Annotated in this window: 16 protein-coding genes; 4 read left to right on the top strand and 12 right to left on the bottom strand. The window is 72.2% G+C overall.

Going from position 1 to position 17,300, the window contains the following annotated elements; translation table 11 throughout:
• Positions 1–50: 50 nt before the first annotated feature.
• Together katG and Sru02f_RS17245 are read right to left on the bottom strand one after the other, a co-directional pair.
• Positions 51–2,273 (bottom strand): catalase/peroxidase HPI, encoded by a 2,223-nt coding sequence (katG, locus tag Sru02f_RS17250; RefSeq protein WP_109030903.1) that lies wholly within the window; start codon positions 2,271–2,273, stop codon positions 51–53.
• Between the two features lie 29 nt (positions 2,274–2,302).
• Positions 2,303–2,758, bottom strand: coding sequence for a Fur family transcriptional regulator (locus tag Sru02f_RS17245; RefSeq protein ID WP_003978301.1), 456 nt, complete (start codon positions 2,756–2,758; stop codon positions 2,303–2,305).
• A 132-nt stretch (positions 2,759–2,890) separates the two neighbouring features.
• Here Sru02f_RS17245 and Sru02f_RS17240 point away from each other — a divergent pair, with 132 nt between their 5' ends.
• Complete coding sequence (locus Sru02f_RS17240; protein ID WP_109030902.1) at positions 2,891–3,991, top strand: DUF475 domain-containing protein; 1,101 nt, start codon at positions 2,891–2,893, stop codon at positions 3,989–3,991.
• A gap of 36 nt (positions 3,992–4,027) precedes the next feature.
• Here the strand turns inward: Sru02f_RS17240 and Sru02f_RS17235 are convergent, their stop codons facing one another.
• The 5 genes from Sru02f_RS17235 to Sru02f_RS17215 all read right to left on the bottom strand — a co-directional run bounded on the left by Sru02f_RS17235 (position 4,028) and on the right by Sru02f_RS17215 (position 9,292).
• Positions 4,028–5,461, bottom strand: coding sequence for a WGR domain-containing protein (locus Sru02f_RS17235; RefSeq protein ID WP_109030901.1), 1,434 nt, complete (start codon positions 5,459–5,461; stop codon positions 4,028–4,030).
• Positions 5,462–5,582: 121 nt separating this feature from the next.
• A complete protein-coding gene (locus tag Sru02f_RS17230) occupies positions 5,583–6,743 on the bottom strand; it encodes an oxygenase MpaB family protein (protein ID WP_109030900.1) in 1,161 nt (386 codons plus the stop codon).
• Between the two features lie 13 nt (positions 6,744–6,756).
• Positions 6,757–7,815, bottom strand: a complete 1,059-nt coding sequence (locus Sru02f_RS17225; protein ID WP_109030899.1) for a polyprenyl synthetase family protein — start codon at positions 7,813–7,815, stop codon at positions 6,757–6,759.
• Complete coding sequence (locus Sru02f_RS17220; RefSeq protein ID WP_109030898.1) at positions 7,808–8,092, bottom strand: polyprenyl synthetase; 285 nt, start codon at positions 8,090–8,092, stop codon at positions 7,808–7,810. The genes Sru02f_RS17225 and Sru02f_RS17220 overlap by 8 nt, the downstream gene beginning before the upstream one ends.
• Before the next feature lie 126 nt (positions 8,093–8,218).
• A complete protein-coding gene (locus Sru02f_RS17215; protein ID WP_109030897.1) occupies positions 8,219–9,292 on the bottom strand; it encodes a polyprenyl synthetase family protein in 1,074 nt (357 codons plus the stop codon).
• Between the two features lie 164 nt (positions 9,293–9,456).
• Here Sru02f_RS17215 and Sru02f_RS17210 point away from each other — a divergent pair, with 164 nt between their 5' ends.
• On the top strand, positions 9,457–11,343 hold the full coding sequence (locus Sru02f_RS17210) for a TerD family protein (protein WP_109030896.1): 1,887 nt from the start codon (positions 9,457–9,459) through the stop codon (positions 11,341–11,343).
• 79 nt (positions 11,344–11,422) lie between these two features.
• Here Sru02f_RS17210 and ykgO read toward each other — a convergent pair whose 3' ends face one another.
• The 5 genes from ykgO to Sru02f_RS17185 all read right to left on the bottom strand — a co-directional run bounded on the left by ykgO (position 11,423) and on the right by Sru02f_RS17185 (position 15,528).
• Positions 11,423–11,545 carry a type B 50S ribosomal protein L36 gene (gene ykgO / locus Sru02f_RS17205; protein ID WP_003978293.1) on the bottom strand — a complete coding sequence of 41 codons (123 nt, stop codon included), beginning with the start codon at positions 11,543–11,545 and terminating at the stop codon, positions 11,423–11,425.
• Between the two features lie 37 nt (positions 11,546–11,582).
• On the bottom strand, positions 11,583–11,747 hold the full coding sequence (gene rpmG, locus Sru02f_RS17200; protein WP_007389579.1) for a 50S ribosomal protein L33: 165 nt from the start codon (positions 11,745–11,747) through the stop codon (positions 11,583–11,585).
• Between the two features lie 105 nt (positions 11,748–11,852).
• A complete protein-coding gene (locus Sru02f_RS17195) occupies positions 11,853–13,181 on the bottom strand; it encodes a M20/M25/M40 family metallo-hydrolase (RefSeq protein WP_109030895.1) in 1,329 nt (442 codons plus the stop codon).
• Positions 13,178–14,572, bottom strand: a complete 1,395-nt coding sequence (locus Sru02f_RS17190; RefSeq protein WP_109031450.1) for a cytosine permease — start codon at positions 14,570–14,572, stop codon at positions 13,178–13,180. The genes Sru02f_RS17195 and Sru02f_RS17190 overlap by 4 nt, the downstream gene beginning before the upstream one ends.
• A 2-nt stretch (positions 14,573–14,574) precedes the next feature.
• Positions 14,575–15,528, bottom strand: coding sequence for a DUF1177 domain-containing protein (locus Sru02f_RS17185; protein WP_109030894.1), 954 nt, complete (start codon positions 15,526–15,528; stop codon positions 14,575–14,577).
• Positions 15,529–15,672: 144 nt separating this feature from the next.
• On the opposite strand from Sru02f_RS17185, the gene Sru02f_RS17180 reads away from it, so the two are divergent.
• Positions 15,673–16,509 (top strand): IclR family transcriptional regulator, encoded by an 837-nt coding sequence (locus tag Sru02f_RS17180; protein WP_109030893.1) that lies wholly within the window; start codon positions 15,673–15,675, stop codon positions 16,507–16,509.
• A gap of 37 nt (positions 16,510–16,546) precedes the next feature.
• Positions 16,547–17,278 carry a dipeptidase PepE gene (gene pepE, locus Sru02f_RS17175; protein ID WP_109030892.1) on the top strand — a complete coding sequence of 244 codons (732 nt, stop codon included), beginning with the start codon at positions 16,547–16,549 and terminating at the stop codon, positions 17,276–17,278.
• The last annotated feature ends 22 nt before the right edge of the window (positions 17,279–17,300 follow it).

Genomic DNA, 17,300 nt, shown 5'->3' with positions numbered 1-17,300 from the left:
GGCCACCGGATTTCGCCCCGCCCGGGGCGTCCCGGGCGGGGCGGGGTGGATCAGGCCAGGTCGAAGCGGTCGAGGTTCATGACCTTCACCCAGGCGGCGACGAAGTCGTGCACGAACTTCTCCCCCGCGTCGTCGCTCGCGTAGACCTCGGCGAGCGCCCGCAGCTCGGCGTTGGAGCCGAAGACCAGGTCGGCGCGGCTGCCGGCCCACTTGACCTCGCCGGTGGCGGCGTCGCGGCCCTCGAAGGTGGTCTGGTCCTCGGAGGTCGACTTCCAGGTGGTGCCCAGGTCGAGCAGGTTGACGAAGAAGTCGTTGGTCAGCGAGCCGGGCGTGCGGGTGAAGACGCCGAGCTGGGACTGCTGGTGTCCCGCGCCCAGCACGCGCAGGCCGCCGACCAGGACGGTCATCTCGGGCGCGCTCAGGGTGAGCAGGTTCGCCCGGTCGAGGAGCAGGAACTCGGCGGGCAGCCGGTTTCCCTTGCCCAGGTAGTTGCGGAACCCGTCGGCGGTCGGTTCGAGGGCCTCGAACGACTCGGCGTCGGTGTGCTCCTCCGTCGCGTCCACGCGGCCCGCGGCGAAGGGGACCTGCACCGGGAAGCCGGCTTCCTTGGCGGCCTTCTCGACCGCGGCCGAGCCGCCGAGGACGATCAGGTCGGCCAGGGAGACCTTCTTGGCGCCGGAACCGGAGTTGAACTCCCGCTGGACGCCCTCCAGGACGCGCAGCACCTGCGCCAGCTCGTCGGGCTCGTTGACCTCCCAGCCGCGCTGCGGTTCGAGGCGGATGCGGGCGCCGTTGGCGCCGCCGCGCTTGTCGCTCCCGCGGAAGGTGGACGCCGACGCCCACGCGGTGGTCACCAGCTGCGACACCGACAGGCCGGACTCGAGGAGCTTGGTCTTGAGGGTGGCGACGTCCTCGGCGTCGATGACCTCGCCCTCGGGCTCGGGCAGCGGGTCCTGCCAGACCAGGGTCTCCTCGGGGACCTCCGGGCCGAGGTACAGGGACTTCGGGCCCATGTCGCGGTGGGTCAGCTTGAACCAGGCGCGGGCGAAGGCGTCCGCGAATTCCTCCGGGTTCTCGTAGAACCGGCGGGAGATCGGCCCGTAGACCGGGTCGAGGCGCAGCGACAGGTCGGTGGTGAGCATCCTGGGGCGGTGCTTCCTGGCCGGGTCGTGCGCGTCGGGGATGATCTCCGGTGCCTCCTTGGCGACCCACTGGTTGGCGCCGGCCGGGCTCTGCTCCAGCTCGTACTCGAACTCGAAGAGGTTCTTGAAGAAGCCGTTGCCCCACTGGGTGGGCGTGCTGGTCCAGGTGACCTCCAGGCCGGAGGTGATGGCGTCGCCGCCCTTGCCCGTGCCGTGGGTGCTCTTCCAGCCGAGGCCCTGCTGCTCCATGGCGGCGGCCTCGGGGTCGTCGCCGACGGCGTCGGCCGGGCCGGCGCCGTGGGTCTTGCCGAAGGTGTGTCCGCCGGCGATGAGCGCGACGGTTTCCTCGTCGTTCATCGCCATGCGGCGGAAGGTCTCACGGATGTCGCGGGCGGCGGCGATCGGGTCCGGGTTGCCGTTGGGGCCTTCCGGGTTGACGTAGATCAGGCCCATCTGGACGGCGCCGAGCGGGTTCTCCAGCTCGCGGTCGCCGGTGTAGCGCCGGTCGTCGAGCCAGGTGGTCTCGGGGCCCCAGTAGACGTCCTCCTCGGCCTCCCAGACGTCGGCGCGGCCGCCGGCGAAGCCGAAGGTCTCGAAGCCCATCGTCTCCAGCGCGACGTTGCCGGTGAGGACCAGCAGGTCGGCCCAGGAGAGGTTCTGGCCGTACTTCTTCTTGACCGGCCACAGCAGGCGGCGGGCCTTGTCCAGGTTGCCGTTGTCGGGCCAGCTGTTGAGCGGGGCGAAGCGCTGCTGGCCGGCGCCCGCGCCGCCGCGGCCGTCGCTGATGCGGTAGGTGCCCGCGCTGTGCCAGGCCATCCGGATCATCAGCGGGCCGTAGTTGCCGAAGTCGGCGGGCCACCAGTCCTGCGAGGTGGTCAGCACCTCGGCGATGTCCCTTTTCACGGCCGCGAGGTCGAGGGCCGCGAAGGCCTCGGCGTAGTCGAACTCCTCACCCAGCGGGTTGGCGACGGCGGGGTTCTTGGCGAGGATCTTCAGGTTGAGCCGCTCCGGCCACCACTGACGGTTTCCGCCGCCCTGCGTGGGGTGCGGGGCGCGTCCGTGGGCGACCGGGCAGCCGTCCGTCTCCTCGGTCTTCGCGTCGGTCACGATGGCGTCGTGGTTCTCGGACATGGGAGGGGAATCCTTCCGAACGGGGCGGATCAGGGTGCGGGGGAACTGCCGGGGGTGGAGCAGTCGGGGCACAGGCCCCGGTAGATGACCTCGGCCTCGTCTATCACGAAGCCGCGGTCGTCCGAGGCGGTCAGACAGGGCGCGTCGCCGACGGCGCAGTCGACGTCGGCGAGGGCGCCGCAGGACCGGCACAGGACGTGGTGGTGGTTGTCACCGACCCGTCCCTCGAACCGCGCCGGGCTGCCGGGCGGTTCGATACGGCGCACGAGCCGTGCCGCGGTGAGGGCGTGCAGGGCGTCGTACACGGCCTGGAGGGAGACGTGTCCCACGCGTCGGCGCACCCCGGACGTGAGGGCCTCGGCGTCGAGGTGGTCCCCCGCCCGGACGGTCTCGAGCAGCGCGACACGGGCGGCGGTCACCCGCAGTCCCGCCCGGCGCAGCTCGTCGGCGGTGGCCGGTTTCCGGGAGTTCCGGGATGCCGTCATGGCGGCGAACCTACTCCCTGGGACACGAACGGCTCAAGGAAACGAACGACTCCAGCGTGGTAAACAACGTGCGTGGCGGGCACTGGCAGGTGATGCCGCCCCGTACGGCACGACGACAGGAATGAGTGGCCGGTGCTTGTGAAGACGTTCCGCTGGGCTTTCGCCGTCACGGCCCTGGGCCTGGCCGCGGGCGTGCTCTACGACGGCTGGACCGCCCTCGGTATCGTGGCGATCCTGTCCGTCCTGGAGGTCTCGCTGTCCTTCGACAACGCGGTGATCAACGCCGGGATCCTGAAGAAGATGAACGCCTTCTGGCAGCGGATCTTCCTCACCGTGGGCATCGTGATCGCGGTGTTCGGGATGCGGCTGGTCTTCCCGGTGGTGATCGTGGCGGTCAGTGCCCGGCTGAGCCCCTGGAGCGCGGTGCACCTGGCGCTGACCGACAAGGACCGCTATCAGGAGCTGGTGACGGACGCCCATCCGTCGATCGCGGCCTTCGGTGGCATGTTCCTTCTGATGATCTTCCTCGACTTCATCTTCGAGGACCGGGACATCAAGTGGCTGGCCTGGCTGGAGCGTCCGCTGGCCAAGCTCGGCAGGATCGACATGCTGTCGGTCTGCATCGCCCTGATCGTGCTGCTCGTCTCCGCGACCACCTTCGGCGCCCACGCCCACCAGCACGGCGGCACGCACGCCGACAAGGCGGAGACGGTCCTGCTCGCGGGCGTCGCCGGTCTGATCACGTACATGGTCGTGGGCGGTCTCTCCGGCTTCTTCGAGCAACGCCTCGAGGACGAGGAGGAGCGCGAACAGGCGGCGGAGGAGACGGCGGAACGGGCGGGGCGGCCCGGGTCCCCCGTCAAGCTGGCGGGCAAGGCGGCGTTCTTCATGTTCCTCTACCTGGAGGTCCTGGACGCGTCCTTCTCCTTCGACGGCGTCATCGGCGCCTTCGCCATCACCAACGACATCGTCCTGATGGCCCTCGGCCTCGGCATCGGCGCCATGTACGTCCGGTCCCTGACCGTCTACCTGGTGCGCCAGGGCACCCTCGACGACTACGTCTACCTGGAGCACGGCGCCCACTACGCCATCGGCGCCCTGTCGCTGATCCTCCTCGTCACCATCCAGTACGAGATCAACGAGATCGTCACCGGCCTCGTCGGCGTCGTGCTCATCGGCGCCTCCTTCTGGTCCTCGGTGCGCCGCAACCGCGCGCTGAGCGACGCCTCATGACGGGTAGCCCCGATCGCCCGGGGCGGCCCTGCGCCGTCACCGCAGGCGCCTGATGTCACCGCGCACCCGGTAGAAGCCGCCCGACGCGGCGTGCAGCGCGTCGACCACGTAGCGCGCGCCCGGCTCCCGGATCGCCCTCGGGAACTGGACGTTCCACGATCGGTCGTACCCTTCCGTCACCACATGGATCCGGGTACGGCCGTGCTCCTGGACGCATTCGACCACGACGGAGCCCGCGGGCGCCGCGGTCACGGTCGTGACGGCGGTGGCGGCGGTGGCGGGCGCGTACGTCGGCAGGGTGGCGGCGAGCTTCACGTCCCGGGCGACGGGCACCGAGCCCTGCTGCGCCGCCGTGACCGCCGCCTCGCTCGCGTCCACGCACACCAGGGAGCCGTCGGTGGTGACGAGGAACAGCCGCTCGTCGCGGTACTGCATGGACAGGGCGGAGCCGCCGCCCGTGCCCAGCTTCCACAACCGGGTGCCGTCCCGGTCGAAGCAGTACACCGAGGAGGCGGAGTCGCCGGCGAAGACGAACCGGCCGCCGGGAGAGGTGGCGCACGAGTACACCGGGCTGTCGCAGTGGTACGTCGCCTCGATGCCACCGGTGGTCTTGGACAGCCGCTGGACCGTGTGCCGCGCCGTTCCCGCGTAGACCGCGTCGTCCTCCTGCCAGCCGAAGAGCACGGCTCCCTGGGTGGGCGTGTGCCACAACTCGGTGCCTCCGTCCGGGGAGTGGGCGGTCACGCCGCGGGTGTGCCCGTGGTAGACGGCCCGGTCGTCGGCGCGCACCATCCAGGCGTGCTCACCGCGTCCGCCGCGGGACCACTGGTGTTCGTCCTCGTGGTCGATCACGGTGAGCCGTCCGGCGCGGTCCGCGACGTTCAGCACGCCCTCGTGGATGTCGAGCCAGAAGATGTCCACGTCGGCCGCGATGTCGTAGGCGGCGAACGGCAGTTTGGACGACAGGTCGTAGACCCGGCCGTCGTCGCAGCCGGCGTAGATCCAGAAGTCGTCGGCGACCAGGCACTTGACACCGTCCGGCAGCTGGTAGCGGGCGAGGACCTCGCCGCCGTGGGCGAGGGTGTAGACGTCGCCCGCCTGGTTGCCCACCCAGCACCGGTCCTCGTCGATGTGGATGCCGAAGGCCGCGGAGCCGGTGCGGAACCGCCACAGGACCGGTGCGACCGCGCGGGCGGTGGACGGCGCGGAGGACACCTGCCGACGGGTGACCGCGCGGGGCGCACGCTGTCCCTGCACGGCGGCCTCGTAGCCCTTGCGCACCTTCTCGCCTATCTTCTTGGCGGCCGCCGCCTCGGCCTTCTGGGCGGTGGGGAAGGTCGACGTCTGGGTCTGTCCTGCCGCGCCGATCCGGCCGTAGCGCACCGTCACGACCTGCCCCTGGACGGTGACTTCGTAGAACTTGTGCGCGCTCCCGTCGTCCTGCGACAGCTCCAGGTACGTCCTCGACATGGCAGACCTCTCCCCGGTCGGTCCCGCGGCGTGTTCCGCGGGTTCCACTGATCACACCGTACGAGGCCCCACTGACATTCGGCGGTGCCGGCGGACCGGCGGGTGCGGCAGGTGCGGAGGCTCAGGAGACGGTCGGGGGCGGCGGGGTCCAGCGGCGGGTGCGGGCGGCGGCGCCGGAGACGCCGTACTCCTTCCTCAGCTGCTCGGGGATGGCGTAGTGCATGACGCGTCCGCGGGTGAGGGAGGACAGTTCGAGGGCCGTGGTGAGGTGGCCGAGCCGGTCCAGGGCCCACGCGCCCAGCGGTGAGCGGTCCTCGATCGTCTCCAGGACGCCGAGGAGGTGCGGGGCGGCCTTGACCAGGGTGTCCCAGGTGGTGCGGGGCACGTCCAGCCAGTCGGCGCACGTGTCGCCGACGAGGTGGCGGATCAACGCGGAGACGACCGGGTCGAAGAGGGTGCCGGGGACGACTTCCTCGTAGAGGTCGATCAGTTGCCTCGTCAGGTGGGCGCCCTCCTCGGAGGGGCCCATGTGACGCAGCATGTACAGGTCGAGGAACCGGCGTGCCTCGTCGAGCGTGGCGGGGACGGCCGTCTGGTCGACGCCGAGCATGGCGCCGACGACGCGCCAGGCGTAGTAGTAGGCGTCCGCGCCCTCGGCGGACATGTGGATGCCGAGTCGGTGCAGGCTGTCCAGGACGAGCAGGGAGAAGAACATCTGCCCGCCGATCATGTCCTCCTGGCAGATGGGGACGCCGAGGGTGTCGGTGTCCCAGCGGTCCTCCCGCTTCAGGTGGTGGCGGATGGCGGCGTGCAGCAGGCGTACCTTCTGGGCGGCCGGGATGAAGCGTCCGCCGGACTCGAAGGCGTCGGGCCGCATGAGGTAGACGGTGAACTGGCCGGTCTCCGCCATGCGTTTGGAGGGATAGTTCAGGCCGTGGGTGGCCGACAGCAACCGGGCCACGTGCGGGACCAGGTAGCAGGCGGGCATCGACGCGAAAGACAGTGCGGTGGAGATGTGCACGTTGTTGTCGATGAAGAACAGGCGGGCCCGCTCCATCTCGGCCCAGTCCACCCAGTCGGGCGGGGTGCCGGTCACCCGCAGGTACTCCCGGGCGACGCCGGGGAGGCCGTCCGGGAGGTCCTGGCCGGTGGTGGAGACGTAGCGCATCAGTGAGTTGAACGTGCCGACCTCGCCGCGCTCGAACAGGGTGGCGACGACCGCGTCGGCCAGTTCGTCGCCGCTGCGGCGCAGGGCGTCCATCGACTTCTCGGTGTGGGGCATCGCGGTCTCCTCGTCAGTGCGTGCGGTCGGTAGCCTGCTGGGCGAGTTCGCGCAGGGCCCGGCGCGCGTGCGGTGGTGCCCCGGCGCCGTCCAGGGCCCGGGTGGCCCGCTCCACGCGGTCGGCGATCATCTGCTCGATCCGTTGCGGCGCGTTCAGCTCGCGCATGAGCCGGCGCACGTCGTGCAGGTGGGTGGCGTCCAGGTCGCCGCGGCCCAGCAGGCGGCGCAGCCACTGCCGTTGGGGCCCGTCGGCGGCCTTCCAGGTCTCGGCCAGCAGTGCGGTGGGCCGGTGGGCGCGCAGGTCGTCCAGACTCGCCTTCCCGGTGCGTTCCGGGTCCCCGAACAGGCCGAGCAGGTCGTCGCGCAGCTGGAAGGCCTCGCCGAGCGGCAAGGCGTAGGCCCGGTAGGTGTCCCTCAGCGCGGGGGCGGCGCCGGCCAGCAGGCCGCCGATGAGCAGGGGGTGCTCGACGGTGTACTTGGCGGTCTTGTAGCGGACCACCTTCAGGGAGGTCCCGGTGTCCGGGGGGCCACCGGTGTGCAGGATCTCCAGGCACTCGCCGGCGACGAGTTCGCGGGCGAGCACGGCCCACAGGCCGCGGGCGCGGGCGAGATAGGCGGCCGGCAGACCGCTGGTGGTGAACAGGAGGCCGGCGAGAACCATCAGCTGATCGCCCACCAGCATGGCCAGGGAGCGCGCCGCCGTGCGGGCGTCGGGGCGGCCGTCCCGGGCGAGTACGGCTTCCAGGGCGACGTGGACGGTGGGCAGGCCGTGGCGCAGGCGGCTGTCGTCGATGAGGTCGTCGTGGACGACCGCGGCGGCGTGCACCAGCTCCATGGAGGCCGCCGCCCGTACGAGCGCGTCGCTCTCGGGCTGTCCGGCCGCCCGCCAGCCCCAGTAGCAGAAGGCCGCCCGCAGCCGTTTGCCGTGTCCGGCCGCCTGCCGCAGCTGGTCGGCCACGGGCGCGAGGGCTGCGTCGACCGCCTCCAGGTGGGCGGCCTCCTCGTCCAGGAAGCTCCGCAGGACGCGGTCGACGCGGGTCTTGAGGCCCGTCTGGTCCCAGCGGTCAGACATCGCCGTCTTCGGCTGCCCGGCGGGCCTCCACCTGCTGGGCGAGAATCTCCAGGTGGGCGGGCGGCACATGGGCGCACCGGTCCAGGGCCAGCCTGCCCCGGGCCTGGAGGTCCTGCTCCGCCTCCCGTACCAGGTCGGTGGTGTCCGAGCGGCCCAGGAGCCCGCGCAGCCCGCCCACGGCCGAGCCGATCGTGCTCACCGCCAGGTCGGCGAGTCCGGCGACCAGCAGCAGGGCCCGGTCGTCCCCGCCCGGCCCCTGTCGTCTCGTATGCGTCATGCTTCCGCCCCAGTCGGTCACGTGGTCACGGACGCGCCCGGTCGACTGCGCGCCCGGTCAGAGCATGACCGGACGAGGGGGGCGGAAGATCCCGAATACCCCTTTGAGCGATGTGGGGAACAGGTGTCAGGCGGACCGCTCGACGCTCCACCGCGGCAGCAGCTCGAAGAAGGCGACGGCGTCCTCGCGCCACCGCGGACGCCAGCCCCGAGCCACCAGCCGGGCCCGTTCGGCGTACTGCCGCATGTCGGCACGCATCCGGTCGGCGACGCCGGCGCGCTCGCCGATCGCACGGATCTCGGCGATGGTCTCCGGCGTGCAGGCCGGATCGCCCAGGGCCCTGTCGACGAAGTCCCGCTCGGCGCCGCTCACGGCGGACAGCAGGCGGACGACGGTGTACGTGTGCCTGCCCTCGCGGATGTCGCCGCCCGTCGGCTTGCCCGTGGTCCGCTCGTCGCCGAACAGGTCCAGCCAGTCGTCGCGCATCTGCCCGCAGATGCCGACCAGCCGCGCGTACCGGCGCAGCTCGTCGTCGTGGGCGCCCGGTTCGGCACCCGCCGCCAGGAGGCCCAGGCGCATCGGCGCGAGGACCGAGTAGCGGGCGGTCTTGTGGTCGGCGACGTCGTGCAGCACCTCCGCGTCCGGGGCCGCGGCGGTGAAGTCCCGTTCCAGGTCGGCGATCTGGCCCACGAAGGTGTCGGTCGCCGCCCGGGTCTGGACCTCGACCATGGCCTGACGCACCGCGCCGGGCAGCTCGGCCTCCAGGAGTACGCGCAGGGAGAGGGCGAGGGCGAGGTCGCCCGCGAGCACGGTGAGGCCGAGGGCCGCCCGCGGATGCCCGGGGAACCGCTCCCGGTAGGCGTAATAAGTGGTGGGGCCGCCCCGGCGGGTGGCGCTGTCGTCGATGAGGTCGTCGTGCACCAGGCCGTGGGTCTGCAGCAGTTCGATGCTCAGCGCGGCGGCGTCCAGCCCGTCCACCGGCTCGGCGGTCACCAGGCGCGCCGCCTCGTGCAGCAGCACGACCCGCATCCGCTTGCCGCCGCGCAGCGACAGGTCGCGCAGCAGTCCGACGCAGTCGGGGGTGAACCGGCTGAAGGCCGGGGCGTCCAGTGCCGTGCCCAGCGTGTCGAAGTACTCGGCGAAGAGCGCGTTGAACCGGTGCTCGATCCGGGCGGCACGGTCCAGCGGCTGCTCGGTCATGACGAAGTCCTCCTGGGGCCTGGGCGGGTGGCGCGCCCAGCAGTGTGTCAGGAGGCCCGGAGTGTCCGGCGACCTGTCCGGGGACACGGGTCGCGTAAGCCATAAAACGGGATCAATGGCCGTTCGAGTTGAAGGAGATGTGGAGATACCTCCATCCTTCCTCCATGTCTCTCGCGTCTGCCGCCTCCGATCTGTCCGACCTGCGCGACTACGCCTTCGAATGGGCGCTGGTCGATGTGGAGACCTCGGGTCTCGTACCGCGCCGTGACCGGGTGCTGTCCGTGGCCGTGGTGACCCTGGGCGCCGACGGCGAGCAGACCGGCGAGTTCTCGACCCTGCTGAACCCCGGCTGTGATCCGGGGCCGGTGCACGTGCACGGGCTGACCGCCGAGCGGCTGCGCGGGGCGCCTGCCTTCGAGCAGGTGGCCGGGCGGATCGGCGCCCTGCTGGAGGGCCGGGTGCTGGTCGCCCACAACGCCCAGTTCGACTACGACTTCCTCGCCCACGAGTTCACCCGGGCGCGGCTCCGGCTGCCCGTGGCCAGGCGGCTGTGCACCCTGGCGCTGAACCGCCGCGTCGACCCGCCGACCGACGACCTGAAGCTCGGCACGCTCGCCGCGCACTACGGCGTGCCCCAGCTCAAGGCGCACGACGCGCTGGACGACACGCGGGTGCTGGCGGGGGTGCTGCGCGCCTCGCTGCGGGAGGCGGCCCAACTCGGTCTGCCGCTGCCCCTGGTGGCGTGCCCGCCGCGGCAGGACGCGCAGTTCGCGCCCAAGCCGCCGAAGACGCCGTGCGCCTTCCGCAACCCGGGGCGGCTCACCGCGGGCGGGCCGCTGGTGCAGGGCATGAAGGTCGCCGTCACCGGGGAGACCCGGACCGCCCGGGCGGACCTGGTGCTGCGGGGCGTCGCGGCGGGACTCAACATGATGGGCTCGGTCAGCAGGCACACCAGCGCCCTGGTCACCAACGAGCCGGCCGCGAACTCGGCCAAGGCACGCCGGGCACACGCCGAGGGCGTCCCGGTGATCGACGAGTCGGCCTTCCTGCGGCTGCTCGGCGACGTCCGCCCCGGCACGGCCCACGAGGGGACGGCCGCCCCGGTACCGCCTCCGGGAGCGGCACCGGCCCCGGAGCCCGCCACCGCGCTGCCGGCCGTGCCGACCCCACGCGCGCCGGAGCCGGAACCGGAGCAGGGCGAGGCCGCCGGTGCGCAGTCCGGCAGGAAGCGCACCGCGAAGCCGCGCGGGCCGCTGACCGGGCGGCGGGTCCTCGTCCTCGGCGGCACCCACCCCGAGGCGGTCGCCGCCCGCACCCGCGTCGTCGAACTCGGCGGCGCCGCTGCCATCAACCTCTCCGCCGGCGTCACCGACGTGGTCGTCCTCGACGGCGGCCGCACGGACCGCCGGCTGCCCCGGATCACCGCGCTGCTCCTGCCCACCCACGACGCCGCGTGGCTGGCGGCACCGGTGGTCACGGAGGCGCCCGGCGCCGCGGGCGGGCGGGCGGCCGCCCACGTGCTGCCGCGCGGTGGCGTCGTCGACCTGCCCCTGCCGAAGGGGCGCGGAGCGCAGCACCGCTGGACGGTCACCGCGTCCTGGGCGCAGCAGACGGCGTGCGAGATCGACGTGGTCGCGTTCGTGCTGGACGAGGACGGACAGGTCTCCTTCGACGAGGACTTCGTCTTCTACGGCGCCCCGGAGAACCCGGGCGGCACGGTCCGGCTGCTGAGCGACGGCCCGACCGAGCAGACCGTGAGCGTGGAGCTCGCCACGCTGCCGCCCTCGGCCCGCAAGGTCGTCGTCGCCGCCGCGATCGACGGCTCCCCCGCCTTCGGGGAGGTGGGCGCCCTGCACATCGTCTCCGGCCCGGGCACGAGTGCGGCGGCCCTGGCGCAGGCCACGCTGGACGCCGCCACCACGGAACGCACGATGCTGCTCGCGGAGATCTACCGGCGCGGGCAGAGCTGGCGGCTGCGGGCCGTCGGCCAGGGCTACGACCACGGCCTGGGCGCCCTCGCCCGGGGCTACGGCGTCGAAGTGGACGACTGATCCCGGCCGCGTGCCCGGGCGTACACGCCACGGCCCGGCCCCGTGGATCGCGGGGCCGGGCCGTCGAGCGCGCGGGTGCTCAGCCCTGACGGGCCTTGAAGCGCGGGTCCTTCTTGTTGATCACGTACGTCACGCCCCGGCGGCGCACCACCTGGGCGCCGGGCCTGGCCTTGAGGGCGCGCAGGGAGTTGCGGACCTTCACGACTGCCTCCTCACTTCTCGGCACTTCTCGGTGCCGCTCAGCGCTCCTCGCGGAACGGCACGTGCTCCCCCGCCACCGGGTCGTACTTGCGCAGGACGAGCCGGTCGGGGTCGTTGAGGCGGTTCTTGCGGGTGACGTAGGTGACGCCGGTCCCGGCGGACGACTTCAGTCTGACGACCGGGCGTGCGGTGCTGCGTGCCATGGTGCTCCTTCCGACCGCGGCGCGGGCTGCCGTTCTGTCCCGCGCATGTCAGTCACGCGGCACAACGCCGGCGGCCGCCGGGGCATTCCCGTCGGCCGTGGCGCGTCAGCAGTCCTGCCAGAGCCGGGTCATCACCCGCACCCCGAACCGCAGGCCCTCCAGCGGCACCCGCTCGTCGACGCCGTGGAAGAGCCGCCCGTAGTCGAGATCGTGGGGCAGCTTGAGCCCCTTGAAGCCGAAGCAGCGGATGTCGAGCTTGGTGAAGGCCTTGGCGTCGGTGCCGCCCGGATTGCAGTACGGCACCGGGTGGCCGTCGGGGTCTTCGGCGCGGACGGCGGCGCACATGGCGTCGACGAGAGGTCCGTCGAAGGAGGTCTCCATCGCGATGTCGTGGTTGACCCACTCCCGGGACACCGAGGGCAGGAGCAGGGCGTCGATGGTGTCGATCAGCTCCTGCTCGTGCCCCGGCAGGAAGCGGCCGTCGACGCGGGCGGTGGCCCGGCCAGGGATGACGTTGGTCTGGTAGCCCGCGGTGAACATGGTCGGGTTGGCCGAGTTGCGCAGCACGACCTGCATGAAGTCGGCCACGTGTCCGAGCTTGGCCAGTTCGGCGTCCAGGTCCTCGGCGTCGAGGTCGAGGTCGACCCCCTGGAGGCGGGCCGCCTCGGAGAGCAGGGCGCGCACCGGCTCGATCAGCCGGACGGGGAAGGTGTGGCGCCCGATGCGGGTGAGCGACTCGGCCAGGTCGGTGACCGCGTTCTCGTCGTTCGGGGAGGATCCGTGCCCGGCGCGCCCGGCGGCCGTCAGCTCCATCCAGGCCATGCCGCGCTGGGCGTTCTCGATCGGGTAGAGGCGCCGGGTGTCGTCCAGCGCGTAGCTGAAGCCGCCGCCCTCGCCGATCGCCTCGGTGACGCCCGCGAACAGCTCGGGCCGGTGCTCCACCAGCCAGTGGGCACCGAACCTGCCGCCGGCCTCCTCGTCGGCGAGGAAGGCGAGGACGATCTCGCGGGCGGGCCGGGTGCCGGTGCGGGCGAAGTGCCTGGCGGTGGCCAGCATGACGGCCACCGTGTCCTTCATGTCGATCGCGCCGCGGCCCCACAGGTACCCGTCCCTGATCTCCCCGGAGAACGGCGGCACCCGCCACTCGGCCGCGTCGGCGGGTACGACGTCCAGGTGGCCGTGGACCAGCAGGGCGCCGCGGGAGGTGTCGGCGCCGGGGATGCGGGCGACGACGTTGGCGCGGCCCGGGGCGCTCTCCACCAGCTCGGAGGGGATTCCGGCCTCGGCGAGGCGGGCCACGACCCAGTCGGCGCAGGCCCGCTCGTCGCTGGTGGGGTTGGAGGTGTCGAAGCGGATCAGCTCCGCGCACAGGTCGACGACCTCCCGCTGCGCCTCCTCGGAGGCCGGGACGGTTGCGGGTGCGGTGGTGCTCACGGTGCTCCTACGGTGGCCGTGCCGGAGGCGGCCGGGGTGGGTTCGGTGGTGTCGTCCAGGGCCGTGGTGCCGTACGTCCTGATCCAGCCGGCGAGGCCGAGGACGCAGTAGAGGACGAAGGCGGTCAGCAGCGAGTTCAGGGCGGGGATGCCGCCGTCGTAGAACTTGCCGACGCAGAAGGCGGCCGCCCAGATGACCAGGGACATGGGCACCCAGGTCGGTGACGTGGCGGGCAGGGTCTCCGCGTCGCGGGTGGCGTCCAGGGGTGCCCGCATGCGGCGCACCACCCAGTACTCGGCGACGATGATGCCGCCCACCGGCGGGATGGCGACGCCCAGCACGGACAGGAAGTCGGTGAAGTGGGTCATGATGCCGACGGCGGAGAGCAGGGTGCCCGCGATGCCGAGGACGATGGTGACCGCGCCGCGGTGCACGCGCTTGCCGAAGACCACCTGGAAGAAGTTGACGACGCCGAGCGAGGAGCCGTACAGGTTCCAGTCGTTGATCTTCGCGGTGGACATCAGGACGACCAGCACGCCGAAGACGCCGGAGGTGGAGAGCACGATCTGGGAGACCTGGCCGCTGCCCACCATGTGGCCGAGCAGGACGCCGGTCAGGCCGACGATGTACTCGGAGAGGATCATCGACGAGGCGCTCTGCAGGAAGACGTGGCTGCCCTTGCGGTTGTAGCGGGTCATCTCCGGGGAGACGATCGCGCCGGTCATGAAGCCGCCCGCGATGGCGGTCGCGGCGACGGCGAGCGGGATGGTCTCGCCGGGCGCCGGGGAGTGGATCAGCTCGGAGAACGAGTGGTCGCTCAGCGCGTCGGTGACCGACCAGGCGACCATGGCGAAGAACAGCGGCGTGACGATCTTCGCGAAGACGGCCATGTACTTGAAGCCGAAGATGACCAGCACGGTGATGGCGACGCCGGCGGCCGTGCACCACAGCCAGGACGGGCCGCCGACGAGCGCGGACACGCTGTCGCCGAAGATCGTGTTCTGTACGCCGAACCAGCCGACGAGGCTGACCGAGATGACCAGGCTGACCAGCGCGGAGCCGTTGCGGCCGAAGCCCGCCCAGCGGGTGAGCAGCGGGGTCGCCAGCCCCTCGCGCATGCCCGCGAGGCCGATCGCGAAGATCACGACTTCCAGGATCACCGCGCCGAGGGTGAAGGCGAGGAAGGCGTCGCCGAAGGTCATGCCGACGCCGATGGTGGCGCCGAGGGTGAACTGCGAGATGGAGCCGGACTGGGCGAGCCACTGCAGCAGCATCGTCCAGAAGCCGAGCCGTTTGTCGCGCGGAACGCGGGAGAGGGCGTAGTCGTCGCTGCCCACGGCTCCCGTGGTCGCCTGCGCCGATTCCGCGGCGGTGTTCTTGTCCATGGCCATGATCACGACCCCCCGGGTTCGCGGCCGAGGGTCTGCAGCCGGGTCAGCGAGCCGTAGCGGGACACGAGGGCGTCGAACTCCTGGTCGTCGTGGAAGTCGAGCTGTCCGCCGCCGTAGGCCTTCGCGGTCTCGACGGCGAACCGGGCGGCTGCCGCGATGTCGGTCTCGTGGCTGGCGCCCGTCTGGCAGCCGGGCACCGCCGCCGCGGAGGTGATCGCGAGACCGACCACCGGTGCGGCCGTCGCCGTGGCGGGCTGCAGGATCGAATTGATGTGGTGTACACCGTTACCGTACGGGGTGATGTCCTGGGTGGTCACGGGGTACGTGACCAAGGGCTCACCGGTCACCACGGCCAGCAGCTCGCCGAGCCGCTCGCTCACCCTGAGCACCCAGCCCTCCTTGACGGTGGGCGACAGGGCGAGGCCCTTGTGGTTGATGATGCGGTTGCCCTTGGTGGTGTCGACGGAGAGCACGGCCTCCATCTCACCGGTGACCTCGTGCCGGTTCATGGTCGCGATGTCGACGGGCGAGTCCATGAAGGGCACCGGGTCGTGCGGTGCGGTCGGGGCGTCCGGGCAGATGTGCGTGGCCACGATCACGTCGCCGTCGAGCACGTCGCCCCGGCGCCGCATGTCGAGCAGCTTGGCGGCGGTGGCGAGCGCCGCGACGGCGCCGTCCGCGTCGGAGACCAGGCCGACGGCCTCCGGGCGCGCCCCGACGCCGCCGAGCCGCCCCACCACGCCGAGCGTCCGCGCGGAACCGCCACGGGTACGGCCGGCCCGGCCCGGTATCCGTACGAGCACGAAGTCCGTCGAGCCGCGTTCGCCGGTGACGGTGGTGACCTCGGCGCCGGAGCCCTCGGGGCCCGCCACGGAGTCGAGGTGGGCGGCGACGCGCTTGCCGTCGACGTCGGGATCGTCGAGCAGATCCACGAGGTCCAGGACGTACTTCAACATGGGCAGTTCTCCTGATCCGCACCGGGGGCGGTGCTCCCAGCAGGTTCGGGATGGACTAGCGTTGTCCGCAACTGTTTCCCGTTATCTGCAATACGGGTCTGCATGGTGAGATGCGAGGGTGAGAAGTGGCTGAGAGGAGCCGTCATGGCCGGTCGCCCGGTTGAACCCGTGGACCGCAGGACGCCGGCCGGGGCGCTGCAGACCGTCGACCGCGCCCTGCTGGTACTGCTGGCGTTCGAGCGCACCCGCCCGGACTGGGGCGTCACCGAGATCGCCGCCGAGTTCGGCTGGGACACCTCGGTCGCCCAGCGGCTGCTGTCCACCCTCGCGGGCCGCGGTTTCCTGGTCTCCGACCCCGCGACCCGCCGCTACCGGATCGGCCCGGCCGCCCTGCGCCTGGGCCGCCTGTGGGAGCGTTCGGGCTCCCTGGAGCTGCTCGCGGAACCGGTGCTGCAGGAGTTGCGGGCGGCGACCGGCGACACGGTGCTCTTCTGCCTGCCCGACAGCTTCCACATGCGCTGTGTCGCGGCCGTCGAGGGCGAGGAGGGGCCGCTGCGCTACTACCCGCTGGTCGGCGAGCTGTACCCGGCGCACGCGGGCGCCACCAGCAAGTCCTTCTACGCCTTCCTGCCCGACGAGCAGCGCCACCGGCTCTTCCGCGGGCGTCCGATGGCGCGCTTCACCGAGCGCACGGTCACCGACCCCGATCAGCTGGAGCGCGAGTTCCGCACCGTCCGCGCTCAGGGCTACGCGTGGACGGTCGGCGAGTACGACGCCGGCATCGGCACGGTCGCCATGCCGGTGTTCCTCGGCTCGGAGCCCTACGGCAGCCTCAGCCTCGGCGCCGCCAAGGAGCGCTTCCCCGAGGGGCCCGAGGACCGGCTGGAGGTGCTGCGCCGCGCCGCCCGGCTGCTGGAGCAGCGCCTGACCCACCCGCCCCAGCACCACCGGCGCCCGCGCGCGCCCCGTAGTACGTCCTGACGCACCACCGATCCACCCCGTCGACGAGGAAGAACCCGTGAACCTCCTGCTCCTGTCCAACTCCACCCAGCACGGCCGCGGCTACCTGGAACACGCCCTCGACACCGTGACCGGCTTCCTGCCCGCCGGTGCCCGGCTGGCCTTCGTCCCGTACGCGCTGGCCGACCACGACACCTACACCGCGCGGGTCCGGGGCGCGCTCGCCGACGCCGGGATCGACGTGCGGGGCGTGCACGAGGGCGGCGACCCGCTCGCCCGGCTCGACGAGGCGGACGCCGTGTTCGTGGGCGGCGGCAACTCCTTCCGGCTGCTCTCCGCGCTGTACCGGACGGGGCTGCGGGAGGCGCTGACCAAGGCCGTGCGCGGCGGTCTGCCGTACATGGGGGCCAGCGCCGGGACCAACATGGCGGCGCCCTCGCTGCGCACCACCAACGACATGCCGATCGTCGAGCCGCCGTCCTTCGAGACGCTGGGCCTGGTGCCGTTCCAGATCAACCCGCACTACCTGGACCCGGACCCCGGCTCGACGCACAAGGGCGAGACCCGCGAGGAGCGACTGCGGGAGTTCCTGGAGGAGAACGACGTGCCCGTGCTGGGCCTGCGGGAGGGTTCCTGGCTGCGGGTCGAGGGCGACCGGGCGGTGCTCGGCGGCGAGCGCGACGCCCGGCTGTTCCGGCGGGGTACGGCCCCGTGCGAGTTGGCGGTGGGCTCGGACCTGTCCGAACTGCTCGACGTACGGGGCGAGTTCGACACCAGCACCCGCTCCTGAGCGCACGCGGCGACGCCGGAGG

This window comes from Streptomyces rubrogriseus, assembly GCF_027947575.1.
GTDB lineage: Bacteria > Actinomycetota > Actinomycetes > Streptomycetales > Streptomycetaceae > Streptomyces > Streptomyces rubrogriseus.
This window is presented reverse-complemented; position numbering and strand designations above follow the sequence as displayed.

What these genes read in the sequence shown, in the direction of transcription:
- Sru02f_RS17235 (WP_109030901.1), bottom strand. Translation starts at nt 5,461, where the DNA reads ATGTCGAGGACGTACCTGGAGCTGTCGCAGGACGACGGGAGCGCGCAC.
- katG (WP_109030903.1), bottom strand. Translation starts at nt 2,273, where the DNA reads ATGTCCGAGAACCACGACGCCATCGTGACCGACGCGAAGACCGAGGAG.
- Sru02f_RS17225 (WP_109030899.1), bottom strand. Translation starts at nt 7,815, where the DNA reads ATGTCTGACCGCTGGGACCAGACGGGCCTCAAGACCCGCGTCGACCGC.
- Sru02f_RS17190 (WP_109031450.1), bottom strand. Translation starts at nt 14,572, where the DNA reads ATGGCCATGGACAAGAACACCGCCGCGGAATCGGCGCAGGCGACCACG.
- Sru02f_RS17215 (WP_109030897.1), bottom strand. Translation starts at nt 9,292, where the DNA reads ATGACCGAGCAGCCGCTGGACCGTGCCGCCCGGATCGAGCACCGGTTC.
- Sru02f_RS17185 (WP_109030894.1), bottom strand. Translation starts at nt 15,528, where the DNA reads ATGTTGAAGTACGTCCTGGACCTCGTGGATCTGCTCGACGATCCCGAC.
- Sru02f_RS17230 (WP_109030900.1), bottom strand. Translation starts at nt 6,743, where the DNA reads ATGCCCCACACCGAGAAGTCGATGGACGCCCTGCGCCGCAGCGGCGAC.
- rpmG (WP_007389579.1), bottom strand. Translation starts at nt 11,747, where the DNA reads ATGGCACGCAGCACCGCACGCCCGGTCGTCAGACTGAAGTCGTCCGCC.
- Sru02f_RS17210 (WP_109030896.1), top strand. Translation starts at nt 9,457, where the DNA reads ATGTCTCTCGCGTCTGCCGCCTCCGATCTGTCCGACCTGCGCGACTAC.
- Sru02f_RS17180 (WP_109030893.1), top strand. Translation starts at nt 15,673, where the DNA reads ATGGCCGGTCGCCCGGTTGAACCCGTGGACCGCAGGACGCCGGCCGGG.
- Sru02f_RS17245 (WP_003978301.1), bottom strand. Translation starts at nt 2,758, where the DNA reads ATGACGGCATCCCGGAACTCCCGGAAACCGGCCACCGCCGACGAGCTG.
- Sru02f_RS17220 (WP_109030898.1), bottom strand. Translation starts at nt 8,092, where the DNA reads ATGACGCATACGAGACGACAGGGGCCGGGCGGGGACGACCGGGCCCTG.